This is a genomic window from Streptomyces sp. CA-251247 (assembly GCF_050952975.1).
Lineage (GTDB): Bacteria > Actinomycetota > Actinomycetes > Streptomycetales > Streptomycetaceae > Streptomyces > Streptomyces achmelvichensis.
The window spans coordinates 978445-995909 of the sequence record NZ_CP191861.1; the positions used below are offsets into that span (position 1 = coordinate 978445).

Below are 17465 nucleotides of genomic sequence, written 5' to 3' on the forward strand. Positions count from 1 at the left end.
GGGTTTGAGACAAAGATCGGCGCTGCGGCGGCGCCCGGACCTCCCACGACGTGCCTAATCTGTGTCCATGGTCACGTCGCACGTTCTCACGTGGGAAGTCACCCCGAGCCGGGGATACGAGACGGCGTGGGTGGATCTCGGGCATTCGGGTCTGCGGGCCCGGGGCCGCGCCGTCGGCATGGCGCCCGAGCCGTACTGGGTCTCGTACGAGCTGGAGACCGACGCCGGCCTCGTGACCCGCGAGCTGCGGGTGACGGTCGAGTCCGCCGCCGGGGTGCGTGCGCTGCGGCTGCGACAAGACGGCGACGGCGTGTGGCAGGCGAACGGGGAGCCGCTGCCCGGGCTCGACGGCGCGCTCGACTGTGATCTGGCACTGTGCCCGCTCACCAACACGATGCCGGTGCTGCGCCATGGACTGCACACCGCCGCGGGTGAGCAGAGCCTGGTGATGGCGTGGGTGTCGGTACCCGATCTCACCGTGCACGCCTCCCCGCAGAGCTACACCCACCTCGGCGCCTCGGAGCACGGCGCGCGCGTCCGGTTCGTCTCGGAGGACTTCCGCCGCGACGTGGAGTTCGACGCGGACGGATTCGTCGTGGACTACCCCGGACTGGCGCGCCGCACGAGCGCGCGTCAGAGCGACCGCAGTACCCACGACCAGGTGTAGGTACCGGCCCCCACGAGATACGGCGGCAGGGTGTCGGGCCCGCAGGAGGCCGTGCCGAGGCCGCGGTGGGCCGCGTCGATCCGGACCACGGGGCACGGGCGCGACACGAGCTCGTCGTGGTGGGCCGCGTCGGCGAGGTCCCGGTCCCGGTAACGCCCCACCGCTACCTGCCGTGGGCTGTCCAGCCGGATCGCGAGGCCCGGCCCGCCGTCAGCGGGCCGCAGGGTGAGGCCGCGGACGCCGTGGCGGCCTCCGCTCTCCTGGGGCCGCAGATACGGGGTGAACAGGGCGTCGACGCGTGCGCCGTACCGTCCGACGGGCGCCGAGCAGCGGTCGGGGTAGGACTCCCACGGGCCGTGCCCGTACCACTCGATCCGGTCCAGCCCCGCGACCGTCTCGAAGACCGATCCCACACGGGCGACGTCGGAGAGGCCGTCCGGCAGCACCGCCCTCTCCTCGATGAGCAGTCCGTCCGGGACCGGCGTGAGGACCTGCTCGTGCACGACGGTCCCGGCGCCGGTGTCGTACGCCGAGCGCACCGACACCTCGGCGCCCTCACGGCTCACCGACAGCGGCTTGCGGACCAGGGTGTCCAGGCCGAGTTCGCGCCACAGGTCCGCGGCTCCGCCGAGCAGATCGTTGTCGGTCGGCGCGCGCCACAGGTTCAGGACGGGCGGTGCGGTCAGCAGCGGGTGCAGGAGAAGTCCGTCGGCGTCGACCTCGACACGACCGGGCGCGGGGGTGGTGCCGAACGGTACGGTCTCGCGCTCACGGAGCCGGACCTGCGGGGTGCAGATCTCGGTGCCGCGCGCCGCCCAGGTCTCGTCCCCGGCCGTGGTGACCCGCAGCGTCAGCCAGGTCTCCCCGCCGTCAGCGGGCAGCGCGGACGTCAGCCCGGGCGGCACAGGGAGTTCGGCACAGCCCCCGGGCGGCAGGTCCGGCAGCGCGGCCGGGGCGGTGACCTCTCCCCCGTCCTCGCAGGACAGCAGCCACTGCGCGGTCAGCCAGGAGAGATCCCGGAAGTGCTGATGGTTGTGGACGGTGACCGTGCGGCCGTCGTACGACAGCCGTACGGGCGCGGCCAGTTCGCGGTGCTCGTACATCGCCGGCTTCGGCGTGCGGTCGGGGAAGAGCAGTCCGTCCGCACAGAACGCGCCGTCGTTCGGGGTGTCGCCGAAGTCACCGCCGTATGCCCAGCGGTGGCCCTCGCCGGCCACCCCGTCCGCGTACGCGCCGGCTCCGGCCCGTCCGGCGGGGCGGCCGTCGGACAGCCGCTGGAGGATGCCGTGGTCCCACAGCTCCCAGATGAATCCGCCCTGGAGACCGGGCGTGGTCTCGATGGCGGCCCAGTGGTCGGCGAGGGTGCCGTTGCTGTTGCCCATGGCGTGCGAGTACTCGCACAGGATGAGCGGCTTGGTCTGGGTGCCGGAGCGCGCGTGCGCGACGATCTCGTCGAGCGAGGCGTACATGGGGCAGACGATGTCGCTCGCGATCCGCGTCGACGACCAGTCCGTCTTCGCTGCTCCCTCGTACTGGAGGGGGCGCGTCGGGTCGTGGCGGCGCAGCCAGCCGGCGGCGGCGTCGTGGTTGGCGCCGTAGTCGCTCTCGTTGCCGAGGGACCAGACGACGACGCTCGGGTGGTTCCTGTCGCGCAGCGCCATGCGCGAGACACGGTCCACGAAGGCGGGCAGAAAGCGCGGGTCGTCGGCGATCTCGTGGGCGTGGTCGTGGCTCTCGATGTCGGCCTCGTCCACGACGTACAGGCCGAGTTCGTCGGCGAGGTCGAGCAGCGCGGGGTCGTTCGGGTAGTGGGAGGTGCGTACGGCGTTGAAGCCGAAGCGCTTCACCGTCGCCAGGTCGGCGCGCATCTCCTCGACGGTGAGGGTGCGTCCGGTGAGCGGATGGAAGTCGTGCCGGTTGACGCCGCGGATGAACACGCGCTCGCCGTTGACGAGCAGGTCCCGGCCGCGGATCTCGACGTCGCGGAAGCCGATGCGGGGCCGCGAGCGGTCGGCGACCGTGCCGTCGGCCCGGTGGAGCCGCACGGTCAGCCGGTACAGGTGGGGCGTCTCGGCCGACCACGGCCGTACGCCGGTGACCGTGGCGCTCAGCCGGGCCTCGCCGAGGAACTCCGAGACGCGCTCGTCGGCCTGGTTCGCCGCGTCGAAGGCGGCGTCCTGGGTGAGTTCGCCCCAGCCCTCCAGCTCGCCGCTGACGAACCAGCCGGGCGGGAGCGCTCCGCCCGCCGGGCGCACCTGGCAGTCGACCCGCAGCGCACCGTCGCGGCCGGCCCGTACGGCGACATCGGCGAGGTGCAGCGGATCGGTGGTGTAGAGCAGGACGGAGCGGGTGATGCCGCCGTGCCACCACTGGTCCTGGTCCTCGATGTGGGAGCTGTCGGACCACTTCACGACGGTGAGGCGCAGGGTGCTGCGCTCCCCGGGACGCACCACGCCGGTGAGGTCGAACTCGCTCGCCAGATGGGAGTCCTTGCCGATGCCGACGGCCTGCCCGTCGACCTCGACGATCAGCACGCTCTCGGCGGCGCCGACCTGGAGCACGATCCTGCGGCCCGCCCAGTCGGCGGGAATGTCGATGTCGCGCTCGTGGACGCCGGTGGGGTTGGCCGCGGGCGATGCGGGCGGGTGGTGCGGCCACGGCATCGTCACATTGGTGTAGTGGGGCGGATCGGATGCGCCGGCGTCCTGCATGGTCCAGACACCGGGCACCTCCAGGGTCGACCAGTGGTCGGCGAGCGGGGCGTCGGGGGCGGGCAGCAGTTGGAAGCGCCAGGTGCCGTCGAGGCCGATGCTGCCGGGGCGGCGGTCCACGGCGTGCATCGGCAGCCGGCGCCAGGAGGTGATCTCGGGCGATTCCCAGGGACGGATCGGCAGCATCAGCGAATGGCTCCCTTGGCCAGGTCGGCGATCATCTGTCGGGCACCGATCAGGAAGATGACGAGCAGCGGGATCAGTGCGAGGACCGCGCCGGCCATGACCATGCCGTAGTCGGTGTTCCCGTGCACGCTGTTGAGCTGCGACAGGGCGACCTGGAGGGTCACGTTGTCGGGGTTGATGAGGGAGATCAGTGGCCACGCGTAGTCGTTCCACTGTGACATGAAGGTGAAGATGCCGAGGAAGGCGAGTCCGGGCCGTACCACCGGCAGTGCCACATGCCAGTACTGGCGCAGGAATCCGCAGCCGTCGAGCCGGGAGGCGTCCATCAGTTCGTCGTGGATCGCTCCCTTCATGTACTGGCGCATCCAGAAGATGCCGAAGGCGTTGGCGGCGGCGGGGACGACGAGTGCGGTCAGGGACCCGATCCAGCCCAGCTTCGCCATGATGACGAACTGCGGGATGGCCTGGAGCTGGGCCGGCACCATGAAGATGCCCATCATCAGCACGAACAGCGCCCGGCGGCCGGGGAAGGCGAACTTCGCGAAGACGAAGGCGGCCAGCGAGTCGAAGAACAGCACCAGCACGGTCACGGACCCGGCGACGATCAGCGAGTTGAGCATCGAGCCGAAGAAGTCGATGTTGTCGAAGAGGTTGCGGACGTTCTCGCCGAAGTGCGAACCGGGCAGCAGCTTCGGCGGGTACTGGAAGATCTCGCTGGACGTGTGCGTCGACATGACGATCGCCCAGTAGAACGGCAGCAGCGAGAGGATCACGCCGAGGAGGAGTGATCCGTGGAGGGCGAATCCCGAGGCACGGGCGCCCTTGACGGCCTTGTCACGGTGCACGGCGGGCCCCTCCTACTTTTCCCTGCGCGCGACCAGGCGCCAGTTGACGATCGAGAAGATGACCACGACGAGGAAGATGCCCCAGGCCACGGCGGCTCCGTAGCCGAAGTCGTTGTTGTCGAAGCTCTGCTGGAAGAAGTAGAGGACCATCGTCTGGCCCGCGTTGTCGGGACCGCCCGCGAACGTCGAGGTGTTGGACGTCGTGGACAGCAGCACCTGCGGCTCGGAGAAGGACTGGAGACCGGTGATGGTGGAGACGACGAGGGTGAAGAGAATGACGGGGCGCATCAGCGGGACGGTGATCCGGAAGAAGGTCTGCACGGGGCTCGCGCCGTCGACCCGGGCCGCCTCGTAGAGTTCGCCGGGGATGGTCTGGAGGCCCGCGAGGAAGATGATCGCGTTGTAACCGACCCACTGCCAGCTCATCAGGGCGGCGATGGAGACCTTGATGCTCCACGGTGTCTGGAGCCAGGCGACCGGGTCCAGGCCGAGTCCCTGCAGTACGGCGTTGACGAGGCCGAAGTTGGTGGAGAAGACCGAGCCGAAAACGATGGCAACGGCCACGACGGAGGTGACGTTCGGTACGAAGAACGCGAAGCGGTAGAAGCTCGTCAGCCGCTTCGCGGAGTTGATCATCACCGCGACGAGCAGCGCCAGGAAGAGCATGGGGAAGGTCGCCATCGCCCAGATCACGAGGGTGTTGCCCAGCGCGTTCCAGAACTGTGTGTCGGAGAGCAGATAGCGGTACTGGGCGAGGCCCGCGAACTCCATGGAGCCGAGGCCGTCCCAGCGGTGGAACGAGAGGTACAGCGAGAAGCCGACGGGGATCAGGCCGAACGCCAGGAAGATCAGATAGAACGGCGATATCGCGGCGTAGAGCCGCCAGTGCCGGAGCACCGAGCGGGCCTTGGAGCGCGGCGGCAGCTCGGGCGGGGTACGCCGGCTCGCGGTCGTCCGGTCGAGGGCGGGTGCGGTGGTCACACGCTCACCCCCAGGTGGTCGGCTATGCGGCGGCAGGTCTTCATGGCGTCCTTCCAGGCCCGCTTCGGATCCTTGCCCGCCTGCGAGACACGGGTCAGTTCGTCCTTGATGGGCTGGCCGAGTGCCACGTCGTACGGGCTGTTGTAGGCGACGGGGATCTTCTCGGCGGCCGGTCCGAAGACGTCGACCGTGCGCTGGCCGCCGAAGAAGGGGTCGGGGTCGAGCATCGCCTTCTGCCGGTACGACGCCGGGGTCGAGGGGAAGAGACCGGCGTCGACGAAGCCCCGCGTCTGGTTGTCGGCCCCGAGGAGCCAGGTGATGATCTCGAATGCCTGCTCGCGCTCGCGGCACGCCTGGGTGATCGACAGGAACGAGCCGCCGTCGTTGGCCGGCCCTCCGGGCATCTGCGCCACGCGCCATGTCCCCTTGGTCTTCGGCAGGTTGAGTTTCAGGTCACCGCCGACCCAGGAGGCGCCCAGCTGGTCGGGCAGCAGTCCCTTCTCGGTGGCGGCGATCGCGTCGGGGGTGCCGGAGAGCATCGGGGAGACGAGGCCGCGGCGGCGGGCTTCGAGCGCCAGGTCCCAGGCGCGGCGGACATGTTCCTGGTCTCCGATGAAGTGGCGGTTCTTGTCGACGAAGCGCCGGGTGCCCTGGCCGATCGCGTAGTTGTAGACGGCGATGATGTCGACGACCCAGTACGCGCCCTTGATCTTCTTCTGCAGCGTCTCGCCCGTCGCGAAGTACGCCTCCCAGGTCGAGGTCCGGGCGGACACCTCGGCGGGGTCGGTGGGCAGTCCGGCCGCCTCGAAGGTGTCGGCGCGGTAGAACTGGCCGACGGGACCGGCGTCGATCGGGAAACCGATCAGGCTGCCGTCGGGCGCGGTGCCGGCGTCCCATTTCCAGGGCAGGTACTGGTCCTTGAACTTCTCGGCACCGAGGGTGCGCAGGTCCACGAACTGGTCGGCGTTCGGGAGGTAGGACGCCATGTCCTCGCCCCGCAGGCCCGCGATGTCGGGGATGTAGGCCTGCCCGGTCATCGTGGTCATCAGCTTGGAGCGGTAGTAGCCGCCGATCTGGACGGGCCTCAGCGACACGTCGGTGAAGCGGCGCTCGGCGTCGGCGACGACCTTCTCGCTCAGCCCCCCGGACCAGTACCAGAGGGTCATGGTGCGGCCGGTGGAGCCGCGGGGGACGGCGCAGCCTGCCGCGGTGGAGCCGAGCGCGGCGGCGGCCGTGGTGGCCAGCCCTGCGCGCAGCAGCCCTCTTCGGGAGAGGTGCACTGCTCCTACCGCCTTTCGGGGTCGGTGTGTCCGGACGGATGGTCAGCGGGGGGTGACGGGCGCCTCGTGCGGGGCCGGGCCGGGGTCGGCGGGCAGCCGGTCGGCCAGGAAGGCGTAGTCGTGCGAGAGCCCGGGGGTCTGTGAGCCGGTGGTGTGCCACCAGTGGGCGATGCCGTGCCAGCCGGGAGCGGCGAGCGCGCCCGTGCGGCGCTGGACGGAGAGGCCGGCGGCGAGGGTGGCGAAGCGCAGCCGGTCGGCGAGAGGCCAGCCGCCGAGGCTCGCGGCGACGAAGCTCGCCCCGAACACGTCGCCGGCCCCGGTGGCGTCGATGGCAACGATGTCGAGGGCCGGGACCTCTGCGTACTCCCCGGTGAGCTGGTCGACGGCGAGCGCACCCTCGCGTCCGCGGGTGATCACGGCGACGGGGGTCAGGTCGGCGAGCGCACCGAGCGCGGCGTCGGGGCTGTCGGTGCGGGTGTAGCGCATGGCCTCGGTGTCGTTGGGCAGGAAGGCGTGGCAGAGGGAGAGCTGTTCCAGCAGCTCGCCGGACCACTGTTCGCTGGGGTCCCAGCCGACGTCGGCGAAGATCAGGGTGCCGGAGGCGGCGGCCTTGCCGAGCCACTCCTGGGGTTCGGCGCCGAGGTGGACGAGGGCCGTGCGGGCGGGCGGCGGGTCGGGCAGCAGCTGGTCCTGGGTGTACGGAGGCGGTGTGCCGTGGGTGACCAGGGCCCGGTCGTGGCCGTGGGCGAGGGAGACGGTGACCGGTGTGTTCCAACCCTCGGCCGTACGGGAGCGGGTGAGGTCGATGCCCTCCTGCCCGGCGAGGATCTCCTCGAGCTGCCTGCCGTACAGGTCGTCGCCGAAGACGGTGGCGAGCGAGGTGGTGAGTCCGTAGCGGGCGGCCGCCACGGCGAGGTTGGCGATCCCGCCCGGGCCGCAGCCCATGCCGCCGGTCCAGATCTCCTCACCCGGGGTGGGCGGCTTGCCGAGACCGGTGAGCACGATGTCGTGGAAGAGCAGGCCGGTCAGGAGGACATCGGCCCTCGGCTCCTCGTCCACGTGCCCGCCCTCTCGTCAAAGACCTGCAAGCTGTGCACAGGATCGTGCGCTCGACGAGCAGAATTGGCAAGAGTTGAGCACGAAGATGCATGGAAATGCTTGAGATTGACGAGTAGCGTGCCCGGTGTGCTGGCTGAGCGACGACATCAACTCATCCTGCGGGCCTTGAGATCAGGCGGCCCCGCAGCCGTAACCGACCTGTCCGAGCAGCTGGGTGTGAGCGCCGCCACCGTCCGGCGGGACCTGGTCAAGCTGGAGGAGGAGGGTCTGCTCACCCGGGTCCACGGCGGAGCCGCAGTGGACGAGGGCGATCAGCCCTTCGCCGAGGTCGCGGAGATCCGGGTGCCCGAGAAGGACGCCATAGCGGTCCGTGCCGCCGCGCTGATCGAGGACGGGCAGTCCGTGCTCCTCGACATCGGCACCACGGCCTACCGGCTGGCCCGGCAGCTGCGCGGCCGCCGGCTCACCGTGATCACCAGCAATCTGGTGGTGTACGAGGAGCTGGCCGACGACACCGGCATCGAGCTGATACTGCTCGGCGGCATGGTCCGCCGGGAGTACCGCTCCCTGGTCGGCTTCCTCACCGAGGACAATCTCCGCCAGCTGCACGCGGACTGGCTCTTCCTCGGCACGAGCGGCATCCGCCCGAACGGTCACGTCATGGACACCACGGTGGTCGAGGTCCCGGTGAAGCGGGCGATGATCGCGGCCGCCGACGCGGTGGTCCTGCTCGCCGACGCCGGCAAGTTCCCGGGCACGGGCATGGCCAGGGTGTGCGGCCCGGACGCACTCGACACCGTGGTGACCAACGCCCCCGCGGATCCGGCGACCGGCGCCGCCTTCGACGAGGCAGGAGTGAAGGTGATGGAGGTATGAGGCTCACGATCCTCGGCGGTGGGGGCTTCCGGCTGCCGCTCGTCCACGGCGCCCTGCTCGGCGACCATGCCGCGGGCCGGGTCACCGACGTCGTCCTGCACGACCTGGACGCGGGCAGACTCACCGCCATCGCGCGGGTGCTGGCCGACCAGGCGGCCGGGGTGCCGGACGCACCCCGCGTCACCGTCACCACGGACCTCGACGAGGCGCTGCGCGGGGCCGACTTCGTCTTCTCCGCCATCCGCGTGGGCGGTCTGGAGGGCCGCGCCGCCGACGAGCGCATCGCTCTCGCCGAGGGAGTGCTCGGCCAGGAGACCGTCGGCGCCGGCGGCATCGCGTACGGCCTGCGGACGGTTCCCGTGGCCGTCGACATCGCACGCCGGGTGGCGAGGCTCGCGCCGGACGCCTGGGTCATCAACTTCACCAACCCGGCGGGGCTGGTCACCGAGGCCATGGCCCGTCATCTGGGCGACCGGGTCATCGGCATCTGCGACTCACCGGTGGGCCTCGGCAGACGGGTGGCGCGCGTCCTGGGCGCCGACCCGGACACCGCCTGGATCGACTACGTCGGCCTCAACCATCTCGGGTGGCTGCGCGGGCTGCGCATCGAGGGCCGCGACGAGCTGCCCCGGCTGCTCGCCGACACCGCTCTGCTCGGCTCCTTCGAGGAGGGCAAGCTCTTCGGCCCCGACTGGCTCCAGTCCCTCGGTGCGATCCCCAACGAGTATCTGCACTACTACTACTTCAACCGCGAGGCGGTGCGCGCCTACCAGGAGGCGAAGCAGACCCGCGGTGCGTTCCTGCACGAGCAACAGGCCCGTTTCTACGCGGAGATGGAGCGCCCGGACGCCCCGGCGCTGGAGACCTGGGACCGTACGCGCGCCGAACGCGAGGCGACGTACATGGCGCACAACCGCGAGGCCGCCGGGGCCGGTGAGCGGGACGCGAGCGATCTCGAGTCGGGCGGCTACGAGCAGGTGGCGCTCGCCCTGATGCGGGCCATCGCGCACAACCAGCGCACCACGCTGATCCTCAACGTCCGCAACCGGACGACGCTGTCCGTGCTGGACGCGGACGCCGTCGTCGAAGTCCCCTGCTTCGTCGACGCGAACGGCGCGCATCCGGTCTCGGTCAGCCCGCTGCCCGCCCACGCCGCGGGTCTTGTCCTCGCTGTCAAGGCCGTGGAACGTGAAGTGCTGGCCGCGGCCGACAGCGGGTCACGGGCGGCTGCCGTCAAGGCCTTCGCCCTCCACCCCCTGGTCGACTCCGTGACCGTCGCCCGCCGTCTCGTCGACGGATACACCGGCGCCCATCCCGCACTCGCATATCTGAGGTAGGAGCCGTACATGCACGACGAACGCCGCCGTATCGAGGAACGTGTCGAGCGGATCCTGGAGCAGCGCATCCGGCCCGCCGTCCATGCCGACGCGGTGCCCTTCGCGATCGAGGCCTGGGAGGCGCCGGGCGAGCCCGTGCCGTTCGAGGAGGCCGCGGCACAGTCGTACGAACCGTTCGTGACGGGCACACCGTGGGGTCCGCCCTGGGGCACCACCTGGTTCCGGGTGCGCGGCGAGGTCCCGGCCCGGTGGGCCGGCCGCCGGGTCGAGTCCGTCTTCGACCTGGGCTTCGTCGGCGACTGGCCGGGCAACCAGGCGGAAGCGCTGGTGCACACGGTGGACGGCACCCCGCTCAAGGCGGTCAACCCGCAGAACCAGTACGTCCCGGTCGCGCACCCGGCCGCCGGCGGCGAACGGGTCGACTACCTCATCGAGGCCGCCTCCAACCCGGACATCCTGGCGAACGACTTCCGCGGCCCGACCCCGCTCGGCGATCCGGCCACCGCGGGCCGTGCGCCGCTCTACACCTTCGCCCGCGCGGACCTCGCCGTACTCGACGAGAACGTCTGGCACCTCTCCCTCGATCTCCAGGTGCTGCGCGAGCTGATGCTGGAGCTCGGCGACCACGAACCGCGTCGCCACGAGATCATGCACGCACTCGACCGCGCGCTCGACGCGCTGGACCTGGACGACATCCCGGGCTCGGCGGCGGACGTACGCGAGCTGTTGCGGCCGGTCCTCGCACGGCCGGCGCACGCGAGCGCGCACACCATGTCGGCGGTCGGCCACGCCCATATCGACAGCGCCTGGCTGTGGCCGATCCGCGAGACCAAGCGCAAGGCGTCGCGCACGTTCTCCAATGTGACGGCGCTGGCGGAGGAGTACGAGGAGTTCGTCTTCGCCTGCTCCCAGGCACAGCAGTACGCCTGGGTGCGCGAGAACTACCCGCGGGTGTGGGAGCGCATCAAGAAGGCCGTCGCCGACGGGCAGTGGGCTCCGGTCGGCGGCATGTGGGTGGAGTCGGACGGCAATCTGCCCGGTGGTGAGGCCATCGCACGCCAACTCGTCCACGGCAAGCGGTTCTTCATGGAGCACTTCGGCATCGAGACCAAGGGCGTGTGGCTGCCGGACTCGTTCGGGTACAACGCGGCCTACCCGCAGCTCGCGAAGCTCGCCGGCAACGAGTGGTTCCTCACCCAGAAGCTGTCGTGGAACCAGACCAACAAACTCCCCCACCACACCTTCTGGTGGGAGGGCATCGACGGCTCGCGGATCTTCACACACTTCCCGCCGGTGGACACCTACAACGCCGAGTTCTCCGGCAAGGAGATGGCGCACGCGGTCCGCAACTACCAGGACAAGGGCGGCGGTACGCGCTCGCTCGCGCCGTTCGGGCACGGCGACGGCGGTGGCGGTCCCACCCGGGAGATGATGGAGCGCGCCCGGCGGCTCGCCGACCTCGAGGGTTCGGCCAAGGTGCGCGTCGAGCACCCGGACGCCTTCTTCGAGGCGGCCCGGGCCGAGTACCCGGACGCGCCGGTGTGGTCGGGCGAGCTCTATCTGGAGCTGCACCGCGCCACGTACACCTCGCAGGCCCGCACCAAGCAGGGCAACCGGCGCAGTGAACACCGACTGCGCGAGGCGGAGTTGTGGGCGACGGCCGCCGCCCTGCGGGTCCCCGGCTACGACTATCCGTACGAGTGGCTGGACCGGCTGTGGAAGACCGTCCTGCTGCACCAGTTCCACGACATCCTGCCCGGCTCGTCGATCGCCTGGGTGCACCGCGAGGCGGAGGCGGAGTACGCGCGGGTCGCCGGGGAGCTGGAAGCGCTGACGTCCCAGGCGCTGGCCGCGCTGGGCGAGGGCGCTCCGCAGGTGTTCAACACGAGCCCGCTGGACCGCGCCGAGGTGGTGCGGACCCCGGACGGCGGCCTGACGTACACCGAGGTGCCCGGCAGCGGAAGCGCCGCGCTCGGGACGGGCACGGCTCCCCGGCCGGTCACGACGACGGACCGGGTGCTCGACAACGGCCTGGTGCGGGTCGAGTTCGCGGACGACGGCACGCTCGCCTCCGTACGCGATCTGGTGGCGGGCCGCGAGGTGCTGGCCGGTCCCGGCAATCTGCTGCGGCTGCACAGCGATCTGCCCAACTACTGGGATGCCTGGGACATCGACAAGCACTACAGGAACCGCTTCACCGATCTGCTCGACGCCGAGTCGGTCACGGTCGTGGAGTCGGGGCCGCTGCTCGGCGCGGTACGGATCGAGCGGGCCTTCGGCAAGGGTTCCCGGATCACCCAGACGGTGACGGTCCGGGCGGGCAGCCGGCGGATCGATGTGGAGACCGACATCGACTGGCACGAGGCCGAGAAGATCCTCAAGGCGGCCTTCCCCGTCGACGTCCGTGCCGACCGGTCGACGGCGGAGATCCAGTTCGGGCACGTGCACCGGCCCACCCACACCAACACCAGCTGGGAGGCGGCCCGTTTCGAGGTCTACGGGCACCGCTGGGTGCATGTCGCGGAGCCCGGCTACGGCGTCGCCGTCATCAACGACTCGACGTACGGGCACGACGTCTCACGGACCACGCGCGAGGACGGCGGCACGACGACCACGGTCCGCCTCAGCCTGGTCCGCGCGCCGCGGGTCCCGGACCCCGAAGCCGATCAGGGACGCCACCGCTTCACCTACGCCCTGCTGCCGGGGGCGACGGTGCAGGACGCGATCGCGGAGGGATACGCGCTCAATCTGCCGCTGCGGGTGGCCGAGGCGGGCCCGGTCGCTCCGCTGGTGACCAGTGACAACCCGGCCGTCACCGTGGAGGCGGTCAAGCTCGCCGACGACCGCTCGGGCGACGTCGTGGTGCGGCTCTACGAAAGCCTCGGCGGGCGCGCACAGGCGACGCTGCGCCCCGGATTCGCCCTCGCCGGTGCGCAGGTGAACGACCTGCTGGAGCGGCCCCTGGCCGATGAGGCGGTGTCCTGCGACAGGGACACGGTGACGCTGACCCTGCGGCCGTTCCAGATCCTGACGCTGCGGCTCGCCCGCGCCTGAGGGACACGGCTCGTCCTCGTCCGTACCTCCGCCACCCGGGACAGGTAGGGACCAGGACGGGCCCCGGCTCCCGCGCGCCTCACCCGGTGCGCGGCGCCGGGGGGTTCTCCGGGTCGTCGAAGGAGGCGAGGTAGCTGGCGGCCATGTCCTTCTCCCCCAGCCCCCGGTCGACCAGCCGCTCGAAGCGCTCCGCCCCGGCGCGGGCGACATCCAGCGCGACCCCGCGCCGCTCGCCCGCCTCCACGATGAGGCGGGCGTCCTTCAGTGCGTTGTCGACGCTGAAGCTGGGGGTGAAGTCGCCGGCCAGGATCGCCTCGGTCTTCAGGCGCAGATAGCCGTTGTCCAGCGGGCCGCCGGACACGCTGTCGAGGAAGGCCCGGGGATCGACACCGAGGCCGTGGGCCAGGGCGTTCGCCTCGGCAGCGGCGTGGTTGAGGGCGCCGACCCAGCTGTTCAGGACCAGCTTGAGCTTGCTGGCACCGCCGGCGGAGCCGTCGTCGCCGACCCAGGTGGTGCGCCGCCCGACGGCGTCGAAGACGGGAGCCAGCGCCGCCCGAGCGCTGTCCGGGCCGGCCGCCAGCACGATGAGTTCGCCCGCTTCCGCGGGCTGCTTGGTGCCGAGTACGGGGGCGTCGACGAACGTCAGTCCGTGCTCGCGTGCGAAGTCGGCCAGCTCCGCCGTGGCGGCGTCCCCGACCGTGGCCGACTGGGCCCATACCGTGCCCGGGGCGAAGCCGTCGGCCGCCTCCCGCATGGCCGCGAGCACCCGCGGGCCGTCGTTGAGCACGGTGAGCACCACATCCGCGCCGCGGACGGCGTCGGCGGGCGAGTCGGCGCAGTACGCCCCGTCGGCGACGAGGGCCTCCGCCTTCGCCCGGGTGCGGTTCCAGGCACGGACGGCCAGCCCGCCGCGGAGCAGGTTCCGCGCCATGGCGGCACCCATGATCCCGGTGCCGAGCACGGCGACCGTCGTGGGTGCGCCGTCGCCGTGCGGGGCGCCTTGAGCTGAGGGCATGGTCACGCACATCGCCTTCCGTCGTCGGGGATTCGACGGTGCGAGGGTAACCAAGGAACCACCGGTGCCGCGGTGACGACGCGTCAGCAGTGCCGGGAGCATGGCCGGTTCTGCCGGTGCGGTCTACCGGTCCGCGGCCCGCCTCCGATAGAGGTTCATCCGCGCCGCACCCGACACCAGTCCGTGGAGAGCTGTGGAGGCCTGCCATGATCCGAGGACGCAGCAGCATCGACCTGGACCGGAGCCGGTTCGACGACCTCCACGACCGGCTCGATCCGCGCGCGTACGTCCACCGGCTCACCCAGCTGTCGTACGAGACACCGCACCACGCCCGGCGGGTCGTCCGCGCCACGATCACCGAGCGCGCGTCGGCCCACGGCGGAGGCCCGTTCACCGTTCTCGACCTGTGCTGCTCGTACGGCATCAACGCGGCACTGCTCAACCACCATGTGACGCTTGCCGAGTTGTACGAGCACTGGACCTGCCCGGATGCACAGACACTGACCTCCGCCGAACTCGTCCGGCGCGACCGGGAGTTCTTCGCCCTGCGGCGCAGATCGGACGCGGTCCCGGTGGTGGGGGTCGACATCGCGGGCAACGCGGTCCGGTACGCCCAGGCCGTGGGTCTGCTGGACGAGACGTACACCGAGAATCTGGAGTGCTGTCCGCCCAGCAGACATCTGCGGCGTGCGATGGCCGCCACCGGGCTGACCACCGTCACCGCAGGGATCGGTCATGTCACCTGGCGCAGCTTCGAGACACTGCTGCGCTGTGCGCACGTCCCGGTGTGGGTGAGCGCGTTCGTGCCGCGCACCGTTTCGTACCGGCCGGTGGCCGACCGGCTGGCCCGCCACGGCCTGGTCACCCGGGCGGATCCCGGTCGGACCTACCCGCGGCGTCTGTTCACCGGGCCGGCGGAACAGCGCCGGGCCGTCGAGCGGGCCCTGCGCGGCGGTCACGATCCCTCCGGGCTGGAGACGCGCGGCCGCTGCCACACGCGGCTGCACCAGTCCCGTCCGCCCACTGCCTGGGCGCATATCGGTACGAAAAGTTAGAATTCGAGCATGGGAGAGCGGCCCGTAGCACCGACTGCGCCCGAACTTGTCCTCGAAACAGACGCGGGCTCCACGGTGATGAGTCCGAGCCGGGACTATCACATCGGGCGCGACCCCTTGAGCGACATCGTGCTGGACGACGACCGGGTGTCCTGGCACCACGCGGTGCTGCACGCCGACGACGGCCACTGGACCGTCGCGGACGAGGGCAGCACCAATGGGACCTATGCCGACGGCCGGCGCATCGACGCGCAGGGGGACGTCGGACCGGGCAGCGTCCTGCGGTTCGGCCATGCCGTCGACGGTGCACGTGCCGTACTGACCGGGCAGGCACCGCCCGAGCCGGAACCCGTGTCCGAGCCCGCGTCCGGCGGGCGGGAGCGGCCCTCGGCGGTCTCGATGCCCCGGGCGACCGGTACCTTCCGGCAGCCGACCAGTGTGCGTCCGCTCCCGACCCGCACGGTCCGCATCGGCCGGGGCGACGACAACGACCTGGTCATCGATGATCTGGTGGTCTCACGCCACCACGCCGAGCTGCGGGCGCACTCCGACGGCACCTACGAGATCGTCGACATCGGCTCCCACAACGGCACCTTCCTCAACGGCCAGCCGGTCGAGAGCGCCCTGATCGCCTCCGGTGACATCGTCGGCATCGGCCACTCCGCGTTCTGCCTGGTGGGCGATCAGCTCCAGGAGTACGTCGACACCGGCGAGGTCTCCCTCGATGTGCAGGACCTCGCGGTCACCGTGGACCACGGACGCAAGACGCTCCTCGACCATGTCTCGTTCCCGGTCGGCGAGAAGTGCCTGCTCGGCGTGGTCGGCCCGAGCGGCGCCGGCAAGTCCACCCTGCTCAACGCTCTCACCGGCCTGCGGCCCGCCGACGAGGGGACCGTCCTGTACGACGGGCGCGATCTGTACCGGGACTTCGCCGAGCTGCGCCAGCGCATCGGCCTCGTGCCGCAGGACGACATCCTGCACACCCAGCTGACCGTGCGCCGGGCCCTCGGCTACGCCGCCGAACTGCGCTTCCCTCAGGACACCGGGAAGGCCGAGCGCCTGGCCCGGGTGGAGGAAGTGGTGCGCGAGCTGGGTCTGGAGGAGCGTGCGGACCAGCCGATCCACAGTCTGTCCGGCGGCCAGCGCAAGCGGGTGAGCGTGGCGCTGGAGCTGATGACCAAACCCTCGCTGCTCTTCCTCGACGAACCGACCTCCGGGCTGGACCCCGGTATGGACCGTTCGGTGATGCACATGCTCCGCGGCCTGGCCGACGACGGGCGCACCGTCGTCGTGGTCACGCACAGTGTGCTCAGTCTGGATGTGTGCGACCGGCTGCTCGTCCTCGCGCCCGGCGGCAGGATCGCCTACTACGGGCCGCCCGACGAGGCACTGCCGTTCTTCGGCTTCCAGCAGTGGCCGGAGGCCTTCGAGGCGTTCGAGAACGACCGGGACCGCGACTGGGCCGGTGCCTACCGGGACTCGCCGCTCCAGCGGCGGTACATCGCGAACGCCTCCCCCCAGCCCCACCAGCCACAGGAGTCGGCGGCCGCCTTCGTCGCTCCGCCGCCCAAGGCCCAGAGCTGGGGATCGCAGCTGAACACACTGGTGCGCCGATACGCGGCGGCGCTCGCCGCCGACCGCACCTTCCTGGTGATCATGATCGCGCTGCCGTTCGTGATGGGCGCGATGGCCCGCGCACTCGCTGGCAGCCGTCTCACCCAGGAGACGGCGATGAACGCGCTGCTCATCCTGTGCGTGGGCGGAGTGCTGATCGGCGCCGCCAACGCGGTGCGCGAGCTGGTCAAGGAACGGGTGATCTACCGGCGGGAGCGAGCCGTCGGCCTGTCCAGATCCGCGTATCTGATGTCCAAGGTCGTCGTGCTGGGCACGGTCACCGTGCTCCAGGCCGTGGTCCTGACCCTGGTCGGCCTGGTCGGCGTCGCCCCCAACGCACCCGGCGGCAAAGGGGTGCTGCTGCCACCCCTCGTGGAGATCACCCTCGCGGTCGCGCTGCTGTCGTTCACGGCCATGATGCTCGGCCTGCTCGTCTCCGCCGTGGTCCGCAAGGAAGAGGTCACCATGCCGCTGCTGGTGCTCCTCGCCATCGTGCAGGTCGTGTTCTGCGGAGCCCTGCTCAGGCTGAGCGGGCTGCCGGTGATCGAGCAGCTGGCCTGGTTCATCCCCTCGCGCTGGGCGCTGGGAGCGATGGCGGGCACCGTGGGCCTGTCCCGGATCGTGCCCGGCGATCTCACGGCGGACCCGCTGTTCGAGCACTCCGCGGGCGTGTGGCTGCTGAACATGGGGATGCTGCTGGTGCTCGCGGTGCTCTTCGGCTACGCCGTCCTGCGGCTGCTGCGCCGCCACGAGCCCGCCGTCATGCGGAAGTAGGGCGAAGCCAC

Annotated in this window: 12 protein-coding genes; 6 read left to right on the forward strand and 6 right to left on the reverse strand. The window is 71.0% G+C overall.

Annotated elements, in window-relative coordinates; all coding sequences use genetic code 11:
- Positions 1-67: 67 nt before the first annotated feature.
- A complete protein-coding gene (locus tag ACQPWZ_RS04185; RefSeq protein WP_433570676.1) occupies positions 68-667 on the forward strand; it encodes a putative glycolipid-binding domain-containing protein in 600 nt (199 codons plus the stop codon).
- On the opposite strand, the gene ACQPWZ_RS04190 is transcribed toward ACQPWZ_RS04185, so the two are convergent.
- The 5 genes from ACQPWZ_RS04190 to ACQPWZ_RS04210 are packed head-to-tail and all read right to left on the reverse strand — an operon-like array spanning position 634 to position 7729.
- Positions 634-3564, reverse strand: coding sequence for a glycoside hydrolase family 2 TIM barrel-domain containing protein (locus ACQPWZ_RS04190; RefSeq protein ID WP_433570677.1), 2931 nt, complete (start codon positions 3562-3564; stop codon positions 634-636). The genes ACQPWZ_RS04185 and ACQPWZ_RS04190 overlap by 34 nt on opposite strands.
- Entirely contained in the window at positions 3564-4409 is an 846-nt protein-coding gene (locus ACQPWZ_RS04195; protein WP_433570678.1) for a carbohydrate ABC transporter permease, read from the reverse strand. Before ACQPWZ_RS04195 ends, ACQPWZ_RS04190 begins: the two co-directional genes overlap by 1 nt.
- Before the next feature lie 12 nt (positions 4410-4421).
- Entirely contained in the window at positions 4422-5333 is a 912-nt protein-coding gene (locus ACQPWZ_RS04200) for a carbohydrate ABC transporter permease (RefSeq protein WP_340477727.1), read from the reverse strand.
- Between the two features lie 53 nt (positions 5334-5386).
- Complete coding sequence (locus ACQPWZ_RS04205) at positions 5387-6670, reverse strand: ABC transporter substrate-binding protein (protein ID WP_433570679.1); 1284 nt, start codon at positions 6668-6670, stop codon at positions 5387-5389.
- 42 nt (positions 6671-6712) lie between these two features.
- Positions 6713-7729, reverse strand: coding sequence for a PfkB family carbohydrate kinase (locus ACQPWZ_RS04210; protein ID WP_433570680.1), 1017 nt, complete (start codon positions 7727-7729; stop codon positions 6713-6715).
- Between ACQPWZ_RS04210 and ACQPWZ_RS04215 the strand changes: the two genes are divergently transcribed.
- Genes ACQPWZ_RS04215 through ACQPWZ_RS04225 form a run of 3 tightly spaced genes read left to right on the forward strand, consistent with a single transcriptional unit; the run spans position 7730 to position 12996 of the window.
- On the forward strand, positions 7730-8605 hold the full coding sequence (locus ACQPWZ_RS04215; protein ID WP_340471771.1) for a DeoR/GlpR family DNA-binding transcription regulator: 876 nt from the start codon (positions 7730-7732) through the stop codon (positions 8603-8605).
- Entirely contained in the window at positions 8602-9942 is a 1341-nt protein-coding gene (locus tag ACQPWZ_RS04220) for a 6-phospho-beta-glucosidase (protein ID WP_356702678.1), read from the forward strand. Before ACQPWZ_RS04215 ends, ACQPWZ_RS04220 begins: the two co-directional genes overlap by 4 nt.
- Before the next feature lie 9 nt (positions 9943-9951).
- Complete coding sequence (locus ACQPWZ_RS04225; protein WP_433570681.1) at positions 9952-12996, forward strand: alpha-mannosidase; 3045 nt, start codon at positions 9952-9954, stop codon at positions 12994-12996.
- 79 nt (positions 12997-13075) lie between these two features.
- Here ACQPWZ_RS04225 and ACQPWZ_RS04230 read toward each other — a convergent pair whose 3' ends face one another.
- The gene (locus ACQPWZ_RS04230) at positions 13076-14011 is read right to left on the reverse strand and encodes an NAD(P)-dependent oxidoreductase (RefSeq protein ID WP_433570682.1); all 936 of its coding nucleotides are present in this window, start codon (positions 14009-14011) and stop codon (positions 13076-13078) included.
- Between the two features lie 206 nt (positions 14012-14217).
- Here ACQPWZ_RS04230 and ACQPWZ_RS04235 point away from each other — a divergent pair, with 206 nt between their 5' ends.
- Together ACQPWZ_RS04235 and ACQPWZ_RS04240 are read left to right on the forward strand one after the other, a co-directional pair.
- Entirely contained in the window at positions 14218-15066 is an 849-nt protein-coding gene (locus ACQPWZ_RS04235; RefSeq protein WP_433570683.1) for a hypothetical protein, read from the forward strand.
- 9 nt (positions 15067-15075) lie between these two features.
- Entirely contained in the window at positions 15076-17454 is a 2379-nt protein-coding gene (locus ACQPWZ_RS04240) for an FHA domain-containing protein (protein WP_433570684.1), read from the forward strand.
- The last annotated feature ends 11 nt before the right edge of the window (positions 17455-17465 follow it).

Bases quoted from the DNA above. Each gene is read 5' to 3' on its own strand.
- ACQPWZ_RS04185 (WP_433570676.1), top strand. From the start codon at position 68: ATGGTCACGTCGCACGTTCTCACGTGGGAAGTCACCCCGAGCCGGGGA.
- ACQPWZ_RS04190 (WP_433570677.1), bottom strand. From the start codon at position 3,564: ATGCTGCCGATCCGTCCCTGGGAATCGCCCGAGATCACCTCCTGGCGC.
- ACQPWZ_RS04220 (WP_356702678.1), top strand. From the start codon at position 8,602: ATGAGGCTCACGATCCTCGGCGGTGGGGGCTTCCGGCTGCCGCTCGTC.
- ACQPWZ_RS04225 (WP_433570681.1), top strand. From the start codon at position 9,952: ATGCACGACGAACGCCGCCGTATCGAGGAACGTGTCGAGCGGATCCTG.
- ACQPWZ_RS04230 (WP_433570682.1), bottom strand. From the start codon at position 14,011: ATGCCCTCAGCTCAAGGCGCCCCGCACGGCGACGGCGCACCCACGACG.
- ACQPWZ_RS04235 (WP_433570683.1), top strand. From the start codon at position 14,218: ATGATCCGAGGACGCAGCAGCATCGACCTGGACCGGAGCCGGTTCGAC.
- ACQPWZ_RS04240 (WP_433570684.1), top strand. From the start codon at position 15,076: ATGGGAGAGCGGCCCGTAGCACCGACTGCGCCCGAACTTGTCCTCGAA.